The following is a 15,694-nucleotide window of genomic DNA, read 5'->3' as shown; positions in this document are numbered from 1 at the left end:
GTGGACTACCAGGCCCTCCTGGAGCAGATCGCGGCGGACGTCGCCCCGTTGGTGGGCAGCGGCACACCGGCCGAGTACATCCCGGCGCTCGCGTCCGTGGATCCCGGGCAGTTCGGGATGGCCGTCGCCGATCTCGACGGCAACGTCTTCGGGGTGGGGGACTGGGAAGTTCCGTTCTCCGCCCAGTCCATCACCAAGGTCTTCGCCCTGGCCCTGGCGCTGGCCGAGGGCGGCGACAGCCTGTGGGAGCGGGTCGGCCGGGAGCCCTCCGGCAACCCGTTCAACTCCCTCGTGCAGCTGGAGTACGAGAACGGCATCCCGCGCAATCCGTTCATCAACGCCGGAGCGCTCGTGGTCACCGACCGGCTGCAGACCCTGACGGGCGACGCGAGCAGCGAGCTCCTGAAGTTCCTCCAGGAGGAGAGCGGGAACCCGGGCCTCGGCTTCGACGCGGAGGTGGCGGCCTCGGAGCACGAGCACGGGGACCGCAATGCCGCGCTGGCTCATTTCATGGCCTCGTACGGGAACATCGACAACCCCGTGCCGACGCTGCTGGACCACTACTTCTGGCAGTGTTCGATCGAGATGTCCTGCGCGGACCTGGCGCGGGCGGGCCGCTTCCTGGCCCGCCACGGGCTGCGCGCGGACGGCTCCCGCCTCCTTACGCGCAGCGAGGCGAAGCAGGTCAACGCGGTGATGCTGACCTGCGGGACGTACGACGCGGCGGGGGAGTTCGCGTACCGCGTCGGCCTGCCTGGCAAGAGCGGCGTGGGCGGCGGGATCGTGGCGGTCGTACCGGGCCGCTGCACGCTGGCCGCGTGGAGCCCGGGCCTCGACCTCCACGGCAACTCCGTCGCAGCGGCAGCCGCCCTCGACCGCTTCACGACCCTGACGGGCCTTTCCGTCTTCTGACCCCCCTCCCGCGTCCCGGGGCCGGCGGGGGGTTACCCGGGGGTGAGGGACAGTTCGTAGCGGCGGCCGTAGCGGAGCCCGTTGGGGAGGAGGAAGCGTTCTGCCAGCTTCATGCCCAGCCGCTCCGCGACCGCGATCGAGCGCCGGTTCTCGTCGTTGATCATCGCCACCACCTGCGGAACGCCCGCCTCCCGGAGCCGGTCGAGGGTGGACAGCGCCGCGGCGTACGCGTAGCCCCGGCCCCAGGCGGAGCGGGCCAGGCGCCAGCCGATCTCGATCTCGCCCACCGGGCCCCACTCCTTCTCCGCCGGCCACGGCTGCGCGCCCGTGAAGCCGATCACCGCACCCTCCGCGTCCAGCAGCGTCCACAGGCAGTATCCGAGCAGTGCGTCGTGCATCCGCTGCCGCGCGGTGAACTCCTCGTACAAGGACAGCTCGGCGGGACCTCCGAGGAACTCCATGACATCGGGGTCGTCGAAGACCCCGTGCCAGGCCCGCGCGTCCTCATCGGTGGGCACGCGCAGCTGTACGACGGGGAGCGAGGCGGGCGAAGCAGGCGAGGTGGTCATCGGGGGGCAGCCCTTCGGGTTCGTGATCTCTCTCGCTGCATAGACTGCACATGTCCTGTGCCGTTGGGCACCCCTTATCGAGCCTTCGGGAGACCCCGCAGTGACCGAGCCCCTCTCCGAACACTCCGCGGATGTGATCGTCGTCGGAGCCGGGCCCGCCGGCTCGACCACCGCCTACTACCTCGCCAAGGCCGGACTGGACGTCCTGCTGCTGGAGAAGACGGCCTTCCCGCGCGAGAAGGTCTGCGGCGACGGCCTGACCCCGCGCGCCACCAAGCAGCTGGTGGCGATGGGCATCGACATCTCCGAAGAGGCCGGCTGGCTCCGCAACAAGGGCCTGCGGATCATCGGCGGCGGCCAGCGGCTCCAGCTGGACTGGCCGGAACTCGCCTCCTTCCCGGACTACGGACTCGTCCGCAAGCGCGACGACTTCGACGAGACCCTGGCCCGCCAGGCCCAGAAGGCCGGCGCGCGCCTCTACGAGCGCTGCACCGTCGGCGAGCCGGTACGTGACCCCCGTACCGGCCACATCACCGGCGTGCACGCGAAGCTGGGCGAGGAGAAGACCCCGGTCACCTTCAGCGCCCCGCTCGTCGTGGCCGCCGACGGCAACTCCTCCCGCCTCTCCCTGGCGATGGGCCTGCACCGGCGCGAGGACCGCCCGATGGGCGTCGCGGTCCGTACGTACTTCACCTCGCCCCGGCACGACGACGACTACCTCGAGTCCTGGCTGGAGCTGTGGGACCGGCGTGGCCCGCAGGACCGGCTGCTGCCCGGCTACGGCTGGATCTTCGGCATGGGCGACGGCACGTCCAACGTCGGCCTCGGCATCCTCAACTCCTCCTCCGCCTTCAAGGAGCTGGACTGGCGCGAGGTCCTCAAGGCCTGGTGCGCGTCCATGCCGGAGGACTGGGGCTACACCCCCGAGAACATGACGCAGCCGATCCGCGGTGCGGCCCTGCCGATGGCCTTCAACCGGCAGCCGCACTACACCAAGGGCCTGCTGCTGGTCGGTGACGCGGGCGGGCTCGTCAACCCGTTCAACGGCGAGGGCATCGCCTACGCGATGGAGTCGGGCCGGATCGCCGCCGACGTCGTCGTCCAGGCGCACTCCCGGGCCACCCCCGCGTTGCGCGAACTGACGCTGCACAGCTACCCGAAGGTGCTCAAGGAGACCTACGGCGGCTACTACACGCTCGGCCGCGCCTTCGTGAAGCTGATCGGCAACCCGAAGGTCATGAAGGTCGCCACCCAGCGCGGCCTGACCCACCCGGTGCTGATGAAGTTCACGCTGAAGATGCTCGCCAACCTGACCGACCCGGCGGGCGGCGACGCGATGGACCGCATCATCAACGGCCTCTCCAAGGTGGCCCCCAAGGCCTGAGTCGCGCTGCGCTAAGGAGCGGGTCGAGCCGGGGTTCCACTGGTTCGGCCCGCTTCGCCGCTTCCGTCCCCGTATGCCCGCTGCCGCGGGCCGTGGACCGTCCGTACGCAGCGGGCCACCAGCACGGTCCCCCACAGCAGCAGCGCGAACGCAACGGCCCAGCCGAGTCCCAGGATGACGGGATGTCCGGGTTTGTGCCACGGGCGGGTGGTGTTCAGCAGCCAGCCGCCGACGGCGAGCAGGAAGAGCCCGGCGGCGGCAGGTACGGCCGTAGGGTCGGCGGTCTCCCCGCCGGAGCCGTGTTCCTCGTACGCGTCGGTCATCGCGGTCCGACACCTCCTGGCCTGAATCGGGCGCTGCGCACTGCCATCCTCTCAGGGCGCCGGCGAACGCGGAAAGGGCCGGCACTCCGCCCCCGAGCGGGGGAGTGCCGGCCCTCGGGCCGTGCTGAGGCGTGCCGAGAGGCACCGGGACGTGCCTGAGAGGGGCTCAGGAGCCCTTGGGGAACCTCAGGGACGTACGGGAGCTCAGAGGACGCGGCGGGCGCCCGTCGGCGGGTCGTAGCTCAGGGAGCGCTCGACGACGCCCGTGCCGGAGTTCTGGGCGCCCACGAACTTGCCGCCGCCGACGTAGATGGCGACGTGGTAGGCGCTGCCGCTGGGGCCCCAGTACAGGATGTCGCCCGGCTGCAGGGCGCTCAGGGAGACCGAGGAGCCCCTCGTGGACTGGTCCTGCGACACGCGCGGCAGGGAGACGCCGGCCTGACGGTAGGCGGCCTGGACGAGACCGGAGCAGTCGAACGAGGACGGCCCGGTGCCGCCCGAGATGTAGGCCTTGCCGACCTGCGCGCGGGCGAAGTTCACGATGGCGGCGGCGGAGCCGGTCGCCGGGGCGCTGACGGTGCCCGAGCCCTGCTCGTCGGAGGCGGAGGCGGAGGTGCTCTGCAGCGAGCCGCGCGCGGAGCTGCGGGTGGCGCGCTCGGCCGCGGCCTTGCGGTCCGCCTCCTCCTTCGCCTTCTTCTCGGCGTCGGCCTTCTGGGCGTCTTCCTTGGCCTTCTTCGCCTCGGCGGCGGCGCCGGTACGCGCCTGCTCCTCCTGGGAGCGCAGCTCACCGGTGACGGCGGCGGCGGCCGTGTTCTCGGCGGCGGTGGTGACGGCGGAGGAGACGTCGGCGGCCAGGTCCAGGTTCAGGACCGGCATTTCGAGCGTCGTCTCGGTCACGGGCTCGGACGGGGACGCGCTCGCCGTGCCGGCCATCGCCAGGGTGCTGAGGACGCCACCGGCAACTCCGGCGCGGACCGCGAGCTTCGAGGCGCTGCGACGGGGCTTCCGGTGGCTGGGTATGTGAGCGGTGTGGGACATGAGGACAACCGCTATCAGGGCGTCCGGGTTCCCTTCAAGAAACGTGGTCTGCGCCACAGTTGCGCGCGAAGCGGGCTAACCGGGCGCGTCGCACGTCTTATTGACGCCGTAACGGACGTATCGGACACACCTTCACAAGGCTGTGATCAAGGGGTTTCAGTAATAAGTCCGAATTGATCTGCGGCCTACCATCCCTGCGTACAGATGGCCAAGCCCTCTTTCGGAACCAAGAATTCGGCGTGGCGCAGGTCACAGGAACGTCTCACTGTGAGGGCGCTGTGGTCCGTCCGTGACCCAGTCGTGAAGTTGCCGTGCGGCGGGATCCCGGCGTTCGTGAATGTGTGCACGCGTCCACTCCCGTCCCCGGGGGCTCCCCCGACCGGGCGACGCGGTTTCCTTTACCCTGCAAGGCTTGATGGCGCAAATTTGCCTGCACCGGACATCGTTTGATAGTGCCGCCCGCCCTCTACCTGCGGTAACGGGGTCGGATGTCACCTTTGGTGATCATGTGGATGCTTCGCGTATGAAGATCACGGCTCATCGGGCTTCATGATCGTTCGTCGGGTGGTGGAGATCACAAACTCGTTGTTGTTACCCGTGTCGCAGATCACAGACCGGCGGGCATAAGATGCGCAGCAGTCCGGCTTGTGAACTGCCTCACATGCAAGTGCTCGATCACAGCGTGATCTTCGCGAGGCGGCTCGCTCGGCGCCGGCACAGCGGTCCAACGGTCAAGGACGACTGGAAGGAGCGAGGAGCGTGAATGCGTACGCGCCCATCCTCGTGCTCGGCGCCCTCGGCGCAGGGTTTGCGATCTTCTCCGTGGTCATGGCCACGCTGATCGGCCCAAAACGGTACAACCGGGCGAAGCTCGAGGCGTACGAGTGCGGCATCGAGCCGACGCCCACGCCGGCCGGCGGCGGTCGCTTCCCCATCAAGTACTACCTGACGGCGATGCTCTTCATCGTCTTCGACATCGAAGTTGTCTTCCTCTACCCCTGGGCCGTCACCTTCGACTCCCTGGGGATCTTCGGGCTCGTCGAGATGCTGCTCTTCGTGCTCACCGTCTTCGTCGCCTACGCCTACGTGTGGCGCCGCGGCGGCCTGGAATGGGACTGAGGGGCTGAATTTCCCATGGGACTGGAAGAGAAGCTGCCGAGCGGCTTTCTGCTGACCACCGTCGAACAGGCCGCGGGCTGGGTGCGCAAGTCATCCGTCTTCCCCGCGACCTTCGGCCTGGCCTGTTGCGCCATCGAGATGATGACCACCGGAGCGGGCCGCTACGACCTGGCCCGCTTCGGCATGGAGGTCTTCCGCGGCTCCCCGCGCCAGGCCGATCTGATGATCGTGGCCGGCCGGGTCAGCCAGAAGATGGCGCCGGTGCTGCGGCAGGTGTACGACCAGATGCCCGCTCCCAAATGGGTCATCTCCATGGGGGTTTGTGCATCTTCAGGCGGAATGTTCAATAACTACGCGATTGTCCAGGGCGTCGACCACATCGTCCCGGTGGACATCTATCTACCAGGCTGTCCGCCCCGCCCCGAGATGCTGCTGGACGCGATCCTCAAGCTCCACCAGAAGATCCAGGGCGGAAAGCTCGGCGTGAACCGGGAAGAGGCGGCCCGCGAGGCGGAGGCGGCGGCCCTCAAGGCCCTTCCCACGATCGAGATGAAGGGGCTGCTCCGGTGAGCGACACGAGCGACACCACCCCGGGCGCCGACGACAACGGCAACGGGAACAACGTTCCTGCCCCGAGGGGCTCCGCCGGCGGTCCTGAGGTGATCGGCGTCCGCAAGGGCATGTTCGGAGCACGGAACGGCGGCGACACCAGCGGCTACGGCGGCCTCGTCCGCACCGTGGCCATGCCCGGCGCGAGCCACCGCCCGTACGGCTCCTACTTCGACGAGGTCGTCGACGAGCTCGAGGGGGCGCTGGAGGAGCAGGACCTGCTCCCGGAGAACGCGATCGAGAAGGTCGTCGTCGACCGGGGCGAGCTGACGCTCCACATCGCCCGCGAGCACCTCGTCCGCGTCGCGAAGACCCTGCGCGACGACCCGGCCCTGCGCTTCGAACTCTGCACCGGTGTCTGCGGGGTGCACTTCCCCGACGACAAGAGCCGCGAGCTGCACGCCGTCTACCACCTGCGCTCGATCACCCACGGCCGGGTGGTGCGCCTGGAGGTGAGCGCCCCGGACGCCGACCCGCACATCCCGTCGCTCGTCTCCGTCTACCCGACCAACGACTGGCACGAGCGCGAGACGTACGACTTCTTCGGCCTGGTCTTCGACGGGCACCCGGCCCTCACCCGGATCATGATGCCGGACGACTGGCAGGGCTTCCCGCAGCGCAAGGACTACCCGCTCGGCGGCATCCCCATCGAGTACAAGGGCGCCCAGATCCCGGCTCCCGACCAGCGGAGGTCGTACAGCTGATGTCCCCCACCTCGAACCACGCAGAAGACCACGCCTCCTCGAACCACGCGGCCTCCCGGGAGACCACCGAGGGCACCGTCTACACCGTCACCGGCGGCGACTGGGACGAGATCGTCCGGTCGGCGGCGAAGGCCGACGACGAGCGGATCGTCGTCAACATGGGTCCGCAGCACCCGTCCACCCACGGAGTGCTCCGGCTGATCCTGGAGATCGACGGCGAAACGGTCACCGAGGCCCGCTGCGGCATCGGCTACCTGCACACCGGCATCGAGAAGAACCTCGAATTCCGGAACTGGACGCAGGGCACCACCTTCGTGACGCGCATGGACTACCTGACGCCGTTCTTCAACGAGACGGCGTACTGCCTCGGCGTCGAGAAGCTGCTCGGCATCACCGACCAGATCCCGGACCGCGCCACCGTCATCCGCGTCCTGCTGATGGAGCTCAACCGGCTCTCCTCCCACCTGGTGTGCATCGCCACCGGCGGCATGGAGCTGGGCGCGACCACGATCATGATCTACGGCTTCCGCGACCGCGAGCTGATCCTCGACATCTTCGAGCTGATCACCGGCCTGCGCATGAACCACGCGTTCGTCCGCCCCGGCGGCCTCGCGCAGGACCTGCCCCCGGGCGCCGTCGACCAGCTGCGCGACTTCCTCAAGACCATGAAGAAGAACCTGCCGGAGTACGACAAGCTCGCCACCGGCAACCCCATCTTCAAGGCCCGCATGCAGGACGTCGGCTACCTCGACCTCACCGGCTGCATGGCGCTCGGCGCCACCGGCCCGATCCTGCGCTCCGCCGGCCTGCCGCACGACCTGCGCAAGGCGGACCCGTACTGCGGATACGAGACGTACGAGTTCGACGTCCCGACCACCGAGACCTGTGACTCGTACGGGCGGTTCCTGGTCCGCCTGGAGGAGATGCGCCAGTCCCTGCGGATCGTCGAGCAGTGCCTGGAGCGGCTCGAGCCGGGACCGGTCATGGTCGCCGACAAGAAGATCGCCTGGCCGGCGCAGCTCGCGATGGGCCCGGACGGCCTCGGCAACTCGCTCGACCACATCAAGAACATCATGGGCACCTCCATGGAGGCCCTCATCCACCACTTCAAGCTGGTGACCGAGGGCTTCCGGGTGCCGGCCGGGCAGGCGTACGCGGCGGTCGAGTCCCCCAAGGGCGAACTCGGCGTCCACGTCGTCTCCGACGGAGGCACCCGCCCCTACCGGGTCCACTTCCGCGACCCGTCCTTCACCAACCTGCAGGCCATGGCCGCGATGTGCGAGGGCGGCCAGGTCGCCGACGTCATCGTCGCCGTCGCCTCCATCGACCCCGTGATGGGAGGCGTCGACCGATGACCGCCAATGCGCCCGGTCAAGGGGTGGGTCTGGGCATGCCCCAGCTGCCGGCCCCCGATTTCCCGGCGGACGTACGCGCCCGGCTCGAAGCGGACGCGAAGGAGATCATCGCCCGCTACCCCGACAGCCGGTCCGCGCTGCTGCCGCTGCTGCACCTGACCCAGGCGGAGGAGGGCTTCGTCTCGCGCACCGGCATCCGGTTCTGCGCCGAGCTGCTGGGCCTGACCACCGCCGAGGTCACCGCCGTGGCCACCTTCTACACGATGTACCGGCGCAAGGCCTCGGGCGACTACCAGGTCGGCGTCTGTACGAACACCCTGTGCGCGGTCATGGGCGGCGACGCGATCTTCGACGAGCTCAAGCAGCACCTCGGGGTCGGCAACAACGAGACCACCCCCGACGGCAAGGTGACCCTCGAGCACATCGAGTGCAACGCGGCCTGCGACTACGCCCCCGTGGTGATGGTCAACTGGGAGTTCTTCGACAACCAGACCCCCGAGTCCGCCAAGGCCATGGTCGATGACCTGATCGCCGGCCGTCCCGTCGCGCCGACCCGGGGCGCGCCGCTGTGCACGTACAAGGAGACCGCCCGGATCCTGGCCGGCTTCCCGGACGAGCGCGAGGGCGCGGTCGAGGCGAGCGGCGGGGCCGGCCCCGCCTCCCTGATCGGCCTGCGCATCGCGCGCGGCGAGAGCACGCAGCTCGGCAAGGTCGTGCACCCGCGTGGTGAGGCTCCGGCTGCCACCGAGGAGGGGGAGTGATGACGGTGACTGCCGAAATGCATGAGAACGGCGCCCCGGAGAAGCTGCTGGCGCCCGTGCTGTCGGCGTTCTGGGACGAGCCGCAGTCGTGGACGCTGGACACCTACCGGCGGCACGAGGGGTACGAGGGCCTGCGCAAGGCGCTCGCGATGACCCCGGACGACCTCATCGCATACGTGAAGGACTCCGGTCTGCGCGGCCGCGGCGGCGCGGGCTTCCCCACCGGAATGAAGTGGCAGTTCATCCCGCAGGGCGACGGAAAGCCGCACTACCTCGTCGTGAACGCGGACGAGTCGGAGCCGGGAACCTGCAAGGACATCCCCCTTCTCTTCGCCAACCCGCACTCCCTCATCGAGGGAATGATCATTGCCTGCTACGCGATCCGGTCGGAGCACGCCTTCATCTACCTGCGCGGCGAGGTCGTGCCGGTGCTGCGGCGCCTGCACGAGGCGGTGCGCGAGGCGTACGAGGCCGGCTACCTCGGCAAGGACATCCTGGGGAGCGGGCTCGACCTCGACATCACGGTGCACGCGGGGGCGGGCGCGTACATCTGCGGTGAGGAGACGGCACTCCTCGACTCCCTCGAAGGCCGGCGCGGTCAGCCCCGGCTGCGTCCCCCCTTCCCTGCCGTCGAGGGGCTCTACGCGTGCCCCACTGTCGTCAACAACGTGGAGTCGATCGCGTCGGTTCCCGCGATCCTGAACAAGGGCAAGGACTGGTTCAAGTCGATGGGGACCGAGAAGTCCCCCGGCTTCACCCTGTACTCGCTCTCCGGGCACGTCGCCGGACCCGGCCAGTACGAGGCCCCGCTCGGCATCACCCTGCGCCAGCTGCTCGACATGAGCGGCGGGATGCGCCCCGGGCACCGGCTGAAGTTCTGGACCCCGGGCGGCTCGTCCACCCCGATGTTCACGGACGAGCACCTGGACGTCCCGCTGGACTACGAGGGCGTCGGCGCGGCCGGCTCCATGCTCGGCACCAAGGCGCTCCAGTGCTTCGACGAGACGACCTGCGTGGTGCGGGCCGTCACCCGCTGGACCGAGTTCTACGCCCATGAGTCCTGCGGCAAGTGCACCCCCTGCCGCGAAGGCACCTACTGGCTCGTCCAGTTGCTGCGCGACATCGAGGCCGGCAAGGGCGTCATGTCCGACCTCGACAAGCTGAACGACATCGCCGACAACATCAACGGCAAGTCGTTCTGCGCGCTCGGCGACGGCGCCGCCAGCCCGATCTTCTCCTCGCTCAAGTACTTCCGCGAGGAGTACGAGCAGCACATCACGGGCAAGGGCTGCCCCTTCGACCCCAAGAAGTCGACCCTCTGGGCTGACACGGAGGTGAACGCATGACCGTCACCACGAATGCTCCGACCGGTGGCGGAGAGGCCGCCGTGCCGCCCGAAGACCTGATCTCCCTGACCATCGACGGCGTCGAACTGTCGGTGCCCAAGGGGACCCTGGTCATCCGGGCCGCCGAGCAGATCGGCATCGAGATCCCCCGGTTCTGCGACCACCCGCTCCTCGACCCGGTCGGCGCCTGCCGCCAGTGCATCGTCGAGGTCGAGGGCCAGCGCAAGCCGATGGCCTCCTGCACCATCACCTGCACCGACGGCATGGTCGTCAAGACGCAGCTGACCTCCCCGGTCGCCGAGAAGTCGCAGCGCGGGGTGATGGAGCTGCTGCTCATCAACCACCCGCTGGACTGCCCGGTCTGCGACAAGGGCGGCGAGTGCCCGCTGCAGAACCAGGCGATGTCCCACGGGCAGAGCGACTCGCGTTTCGAGGGCAAGAAGCGCACGTACGAGAAGCCGGTCCCGATCTCCACCCAGGTGCTGCTGGACCGCGAGCGGTGCGTCCTGTGCGCGCGCTGCACCCGGTTCTCCAACCAGGTCGCGGGCGACCCGATGATCGAGCTCCTGGAGCGCGGCGCGCTGCAGCAGGTCGGCATCGGCGAGGGCGACCCCTTCGAGTCGTACTTCTCCGGCAACACCATCCAGATCTGTCCCGTCGGCGCCCTCACCTCGGCCGCCTACCGGTTCCGCTCCCGCCCGTTCGACCTCGTCTCCTCCCCGAGCGTGTGCGAGCACTGCGCGGGCGGCTGCGCGACCCGGACCGACCACCGCCGCGGCAAGGTGCTGCGCCGGATGGCCGCCGAGGACCCCGAGGTCAACGAGGAGTGGATCTGCGACAAGGGCCGCTTCGGGTTCCGCTACGCGCAGCGCCCGGACCGCCTCACCACACCGCTGGTACGCGGCACGGACGGGATCCTCGCCCCGGCCAGCTGGCCCGAGGCCCTGGAGGCCGCGGCCGCCGGGCTCGCCGCCGCGCGCGGCCGGGCCGGGGTGCTGACCGGCGGGCGGCTCACCGTCGAGGACGCGTACGCGTACGCCAAGTTCGCCCGCGTCGTCCTCGACACCAACGACATCGACTTCCGGGCCCGGATCCACAGCGCGGAGGAGGCCGAGTTCCTGGCCGCCACCGTGGCCGGCACCGGCAAGGACCTCGACGGCCGCGGTGTGACGTACGCGAAGCTGGAGGCGGCGCCCGCCGTCCTGCTCGCCGGCATCGAGTCCGAGGAGGAGGCCCCCGGCGTCTTCCTGCGGCTGCGCAAGGCCCACCGCAAGCACAAGCAGCGGACCTTCGCCCTCGCCCCGTTCGCCACCCGCGGCCTGGAGAAGGCGGGCGGCACCCTGCTGGCCGCCGCCCCCGGCACCGAGCCCGAGTGGCTGGACGCACTGGCCACCCGGACCGGCCTGGAGGCCGGCGGGGCCGGGGCCGCCGACGCGCTGCGCCGGCCCGGCGCGGTCATCGTCGTCGGGGAGCGCCTCGCCGGGGTGCCCGGCGCGCTGACCGCCGCCGTACGGGCCGCCGCCGCGACCGGCGCGCAGCTCGTATGGATCCCGCGCCGGGCCGGGGAGCGGGCCGCCGTCGAGGCGGGCGCGCTGCCGTCCCTGCTGCCGGGGGGCCGTCCGGCCACCGATCCGCGGGCCCGCGACGAGGTCGCCACCGCCTGGGGGCTGGACGAACTCCCGCACCGCTACGGCCGCGACACCGGCCAGATCGTCGAGGCCGCCGCCGGGCGCGAGCTCTCCGCCCTGCTGGTCGCCGGAGTCGAGATCGCCGACCTGCCGGACCCGGCCCGGGCGCTGGTCGCCCTCCAGGAGGCCTTCGTGGTCTCGCTGGAACTGCGGCCCGGGCAGGTCACCGACCACGCGGACGTGGTCTTCCCGGTCGCCGCCGTCGCCGAGAAGGCCGGCGCGTTCATCAACTGGGAGGGCAGGGTCCGGCCGTTCGAGGCCGCGCTCAAGCCCGACCAGATGGCCCGCCCGCTCGCCCCCGCCGACGCCCGCGTGCTGCACATGCTGGCCGACGCGGCCGACCGGCCGATCGCGCTGCCCGACGTACACGCCGTACGCCGCGAGCTCGACGCGCTCGGCCCGTGGGCCGGGGAGCGGGCCGCCGGGCAGTCCGCGGACACCGTGCCACTGCCCCGCCCCGGGGCGGGCGAGGCGGTCCTCGCGGGCCACCGGCTCCTGCTCGACCTGGGCCGGCTCCAGGAGGGCGAAGACGCCCTGGCCGGCACCCGGCACGAGGCGAGCGCCCGGCTCTCGGCCGGCACGGCCGCCGAGACCGGCGTCAAGGACGGCGACGTCCTCGCCGTGACCGGCCCGGCCGGCTCCGTGGAACTCCCGCTGCGGATCACCGAGATGCCCGACCGGGTGGTCTGGCTCCCGCTGAACTCCACCGGGCACGGCGTCCTCGCCGACACCGGGGCCCACCCGGGCACCCTCGTACGGATCGGCCCGGCGACGCCGGCCGACAGCAGCGGCACCGATGCGGAGGTGGGCGCGTGAACGCGGTACAGCTCGCTGCCGAGGACCTCTCCCTGTTCGGCAGGGACGTCTGGTGGCTGGTCGTCGTCAAGGCGGTGTTCTGCTTCGCCTTCCTGATGGTGACCGTGCTCTTCTCCATCGTCTGGGAGCGCAAGGTCGTCGCCTGGATGCAGCTGCGCATCGGCCCCAACCGGCACGGCCCCTGGGGCATGCTCCAGTCGCTCGCCGACGGCGTGAAGCTGATGCTCAAGGAAGACATCATCGTCAAGCGGGCCGACAAGGTGGTGTACGTCCTGGCCCCGATCATCGCGGCGATCCCGGCCTTCATGGCCATTGCGGTGATCCCGTTCGGCCCGGCCGACGACGAGGTCTCGATCTTCGGCCAGCGCACCACGATGCAGCTGACCGACCTGCCGATCGCGATGCTCTACATCCTCGCGGTCGCCTCGGTCGGCATCTACGGCATCGTCCTGGCCGGCTGGTCCTCGGGGTCGACGTACCCGCTGCTCGGCGGACTGCGCTCCTGCGCGCAGATGATCTCGTACGAGATCGCGATGGGCGCGGCCTTCGCCTCGGTCTTCCTCTACTCCGGGTCGATGTCGACCTCGGCGATCGTGGAGGCGCAGGCGGACCGCTGGTACATCATCCTGCTGCCGGTCTCGTTCATCATCTACGTCATCACGATGGTCGGCGAGACGAACCGCGCCCCCTTCGACATGCCGGAGTCCGAGGGCGACCTCGTCGGCGGCTTCAACACCGAGTACTCCTCCATCAAGTTCGCGCTGTTCATGCTGGCCGAGTACGTCAACATGGTCACCGTCTCGGCGGTCTCGGTCACCCTCTTCCTCGGCGGCTGGCGGGCCCCGTACCCGATCAGCCACTTCTGGGAGGGCGCGAACCACGGCTGGTGGCCGATGCTCTGGTTCGTCATCAAGGTCCAGCTGCTGCTGTTCTTCTTCATCTGGCTGCGCGGCACGCTGCCCCGCGTGCGCTACGACCAGCTGATGAAGCTCGGCTGGAAGGTCCTGATCCCGGTCTCCGTGGTCTGGCTGATGCTGGTGGCGACCGTCCGGGCGCTGCGCAACGAGAGTTACGACTTCTCGGAGATCGTCCTGTACGTCGGCGGCGCCGTCGTCGCGATCCTGCTGCTGTCCTTCGTCGCGGACCTCTTCCGCGACCGGAAGGAGAAGGCGGCCGCCGAGCAGGCCGACGAGGCCTCCGCGGCCGAGCCGTTCGACCCGCTGGCGGGCGGGTTCCCCGTACCGCCCAAGCCCGGCCAGCGACTGGCACCCGTACCTCGCAGGCGGCCCCGCAGTGAGCGGGAGCTGATTGTCAGTGGCGGGACGAATACTGACAGTGACCGAGAGGAGGGTGCTGAGAATGCCTGACGCGGACCGGAACGAGAAGAACGACAAGTGGCAGAACCCGGTGGCCGGCTTCGGCGTGACCTTCAAGGCCATGTTCAAGAAGCGCCTCACCGAGCAGTACCCGGAACAGCAGAAGACGACCGCTCCGCGCTTCCACGGACGGCACCAGCTGAACCGGCACCCGGACGGTCTGGAGAAGTGCATCGGGTGCGAGCTCTGCGCCTGGGCCTGTCCCGCCGACGCCATCTACGTGGAGGGCGCGGACAACACCGAGGAGGAGCGGTACTCCCCGGGTGAGCGGTACGGCCGGGTCTACCAGATCAACTACGCCCGATGCATCCTGTGCGGGCTGTGCATCGAGGCCTGCCCGACGCGGGCGCTGACGATGACGAACGAGTTCGAACTGGCCGACGACAGCCGCGAATCGCTCATCTACACCAAGGAGCAGCTGCTCGCCGGCCTGACCGAGGGCATGGTGGAGTCGCCGCACTCGATCTTCCCGGGCATGGACGAGCAGGACTACTACCGCGGACTGGTGACCGGGGCGGCTCCCGGTACGCAGCGGCAGGTGGCGGTCTCCAAGGGCGAGCAGGCGGCGCCCTCCGAGGGGGTGGGGGCGTGAGCACCATCGCCGCGGCCACCCTGACCTCCACGGGCGAGGCGGTCCAGTTCTGGGTCCTCGCCGCCGTCGCCGTCATCGGCGCGCTGTCCACGGTCCTGATGAAGAAGGCCGTGCACAGCGCACTGAGCCTGGCCGGCACGATGATCATCCTGGCGGTCTTCTACCTCGCCAACGGGGCGTACTTCCTGGGCGTCGTCCAGGTCATCGTCTACACCGGCGCGATCATGATGCTCTTCCTCTTCGTGGTCATGCTCGTCGGCGTCACCGCCGCCGACTCGCTGAAGGAGACGCTCAAGGGGCAGCGCTGGCTGGCCGCCCTGTGCGGGCTCGGCTTCGGCGTCCTGCTGATCGCCGGCATCGCCAACGCCGGGCTCAGCCACTTCAACGGGCTCGGCCGGGTCAACTCCGCCGGGCACGTGGAGGGGCTGGCCACGCTGATCTTCACCAAGTACGTGTTCGCCTTCGAGATCACCGGCGCGCTGCTGATCACTGCCGCCGTCGGAGCGATGGTCCTCACCCACCGCGAGCGCACCGAGCGGGCCGCCACGCAGCGCGAGCTCGCCGAGCGCCGCGTCCGCGAAGGCGTGCAGCTCCCGCCGCTGCCCGCGCCCGGTGTCTACGCCCGGCACAACGCGGTGGACGTCGCCGGTCTGCTGCCGGACGGCACCCCGTCCGAGCTGACCGTCAACAAGACGCTGCGCGCCCGCGGTCAGATCCGGGACGTCTCCAGCGAGGCGCTGAACGACCTGAAGGCGCTGGAGCAGGCGTCGGCCGAGCGGCTCGGCCGTGAGGAGGCCTCGAAGTGAACCCGGTCAACTACCTGTACCTGTCGGCGCTGCTGTTCACCATCGGCGCCGCCGGAGTGCTGATCCGGAAGAACGCGATCGTGCTGTTCATGTGCATCGAGCTGATGCTCAACGCCTGCAACCTCGCCTTCGTCGTCTTCTCCCGGATGCACGGCAACCTCGACGGCCAGATCATCGCCTTCTTCACGATGGTCGTCGCCGCCGCGGAGGTCGTGGTGGGCCTCGCGATCATCGTGTCGCTGTTCCGTACCCGCCACTCGGCCTCGGTCGACGACGCCAGCCTGATGAAGCTGTAA

At 69.8% G+C, this 15,694-nt stretch carries 16 protein-coding genes; 13 read left to right on the top strand and 3 right to left on the bottom strand.

Annotated elements, in window-relative coordinates; genetic code table 11:
* The gene (locus tag ACZ5WG_RS25860) at window positions 1-912 is read left to right on the top strand and encodes a glutaminase (RefSeq protein ID WP_468726229.1); all 912 of its coding nucleotides are present in this window, start codon (window positions 1-3) and stop codon (window positions 910-912) included.
* 32 nt (window positions 913-944) lie between these two features.
* Here the strand turns inward: ACZ5WG_RS25860 and ACZ5WG_RS25855 are convergent, their stop codons facing one another.
* Window positions 945-1,481, bottom strand: coding sequence for a GNAT family N-acetyltransferase (locus tag ACZ5WG_RS25855; protein ID WP_468726228.1), 537 nt, complete (start codon window positions 1,479-1,481; stop codon window positions 945-947).
* A gap of 100 nt (window positions 1,482-1,581) precedes the next feature.
* Here ACZ5WG_RS25855 and ACZ5WG_RS25850 point away from each other — a divergent pair, with 100 nt between their 5' ends.
* The gene (locus tag ACZ5WG_RS25850) at window positions 1,582-2,865 is read left to right on the top strand and encodes a geranylgeranyl reductase family protein (protein WP_468726226.1); all 1,284 of its coding nucleotides are present in this window, start codon (window positions 1,582-1,584) and stop codon (window positions 2,863-2,865) included.
* A gap of 11 nt (window positions 2,866-2,876) precedes the next feature.
* Here ACZ5WG_RS25850 and ACZ5WG_RS25845 read toward each other — a convergent pair whose 3' ends face one another.
* Entirely contained in the window at window positions 2,877-3,188 is a 312-nt protein-coding gene (locus ACZ5WG_RS25845) for a hypothetical protein (RefSeq protein WP_468726225.1), read from the bottom strand.
* 204 nt (window positions 3,189-3,392) lie between these two features.
* Window positions 3,393-4,226, bottom strand: a complete 834-nt coding sequence (locus ACZ5WG_RS25840) for a C40 family peptidase (protein ID WP_468726223.1) — start codon at window positions 4,224-4,226, stop codon at window positions 3,393-3,395.
* Between the two features lie 759 nt (window positions 4,227-4,985).
* Between ACZ5WG_RS25840 and ACZ5WG_RS25835 the strand changes: the two genes are divergently transcribed.
* Genes ACZ5WG_RS25835 through nuoK form a run of 11 tightly spaced genes read left to right on the top strand, consistent with a single transcriptional unit; the run spans window position 4,986 to window position 15,694 of the window.
* Window positions 4,986-5,345 (top strand): NADH-quinone oxidoreductase subunit A, encoded by a 360-nt coding sequence (locus ACZ5WG_RS25835; RefSeq protein WP_030028256.1) that lies wholly within the window; start codon window positions 4,986-4,988, stop codon window positions 5,343-5,345.
* 15 nt (window positions 5,346-5,360) lie between these two features.
* Window positions 5,361-5,915, top strand: coding sequence for a NuoB/complex I 20 kDa subunit family protein (locus tag ACZ5WG_RS25830; protein ID WP_468726222.1), 555 nt, complete (start codon window positions 5,361-5,363; stop codon window positions 5,913-5,915).
* Window positions 5,912-6,658, top strand: coding sequence for an NADH-quinone oxidoreductase subunit C (locus ACZ5WG_RS25825; RefSeq protein ID WP_468726220.1), 747 nt, complete (start codon window positions 5,912-5,914; stop codon window positions 6,656-6,658). The genes ACZ5WG_RS25830 and ACZ5WG_RS25825 overlap by 4 nt, the downstream gene beginning before the upstream one ends.
* Window positions 6,658-8,013 (top strand): NADH-quinone oxidoreductase subunit D, encoded by a 1,356-nt coding sequence (locus ACZ5WG_RS25820; protein WP_468726219.1) that lies wholly within the window; start codon window positions 6,658-6,660, stop codon window positions 8,011-8,013. The genes ACZ5WG_RS25825 and ACZ5WG_RS25820 overlap by 1 nt, the downstream gene beginning before the upstream one ends.
* Complete coding sequence (gene nuoE / locus ACZ5WG_RS25815) at window positions 8,010-8,774, top strand: NADH-quinone oxidoreductase subunit NuoE (RefSeq protein ID WP_468726217.1); 765 nt, start codon at window positions 8,010-8,012, stop codon at window positions 8,772-8,774. Before ACZ5WG_RS25820 ends, nuoE begins: the two co-directional genes overlap by 4 nt.
* On the top strand, window positions 8,774-10,120 hold the full coding sequence (gene nuoF / locus ACZ5WG_RS25810) for an NADH-quinone oxidoreductase subunit NuoF (protein WP_468726216.1): 1,347 nt from the start codon (window positions 8,774-8,776) through the stop codon (window positions 10,118-10,120). The genes nuoE and nuoF overlap by 1 nt, the downstream gene beginning before the upstream one ends.
* Window positions 10,117-12,624: an NADH-quinone oxidoreductase subunit G gene (locus ACZ5WG_RS25805; protein WP_468726214.1), complete on the top strand. Its 2,508-nt coding sequence runs from the start codon at window positions 10,117-10,119 to the stop codon at window positions 12,622-12,624. Before nuoF ends, ACZ5WG_RS25805 begins: the two co-directional genes overlap by 4 nt.
* On the top strand, window positions 12,621-13,991 hold the full coding sequence (gene nuoH, locus ACZ5WG_RS25800) for an NADH-quinone oxidoreductase subunit NuoH (RefSeq protein ID WP_468726213.1): 1,371 nt from the start codon (window positions 12,621-12,623) through the stop codon (window positions 13,989-13,991). Before ACZ5WG_RS25805 ends, nuoH begins: the two co-directional genes overlap by 4 nt.
* Complete coding sequence (gene nuoI / locus ACZ5WG_RS25795; protein WP_468726211.1) at window positions 13,984-14,592, top strand: NADH-quinone oxidoreductase subunit NuoI; 609 nt, start codon at window positions 13,984-13,986, stop codon at window positions 14,590-14,592. Before nuoH ends, nuoI begins: the two co-directional genes overlap by 8 nt.
* Window positions 14,589-15,398: an NADH-quinone oxidoreductase subunit J gene (locus tag ACZ5WG_RS25790; RefSeq protein ID WP_468726210.1), complete on the top strand. Its 810-nt coding sequence runs from the start codon at window positions 14,589-14,591 to the stop codon at window positions 15,396-15,398. The genes nuoI and ACZ5WG_RS25790 overlap by 4 nt, the downstream gene beginning before the upstream one ends.
* Window positions 15,395-15,694: an NADH-quinone oxidoreductase subunit NuoK gene (gene nuoK / locus ACZ5WG_RS25785; protein WP_266664876.1), complete on the top strand. Its 300-nt coding sequence runs from the start codon at window positions 15,395-15,397 to the stop codon at window positions 15,692-15,694. Before ACZ5WG_RS25790 ends, nuoK begins: the two co-directional genes overlap by 4 nt.

This window comes from Streptomyces sp. NPDC032745, from assembly GCF_055579465.1.
The sequence above is the reverse complement of the archived record's forward strand: the minus strand, read 5'-3'. Positions and strand labels throughout refer to the sequence as shown.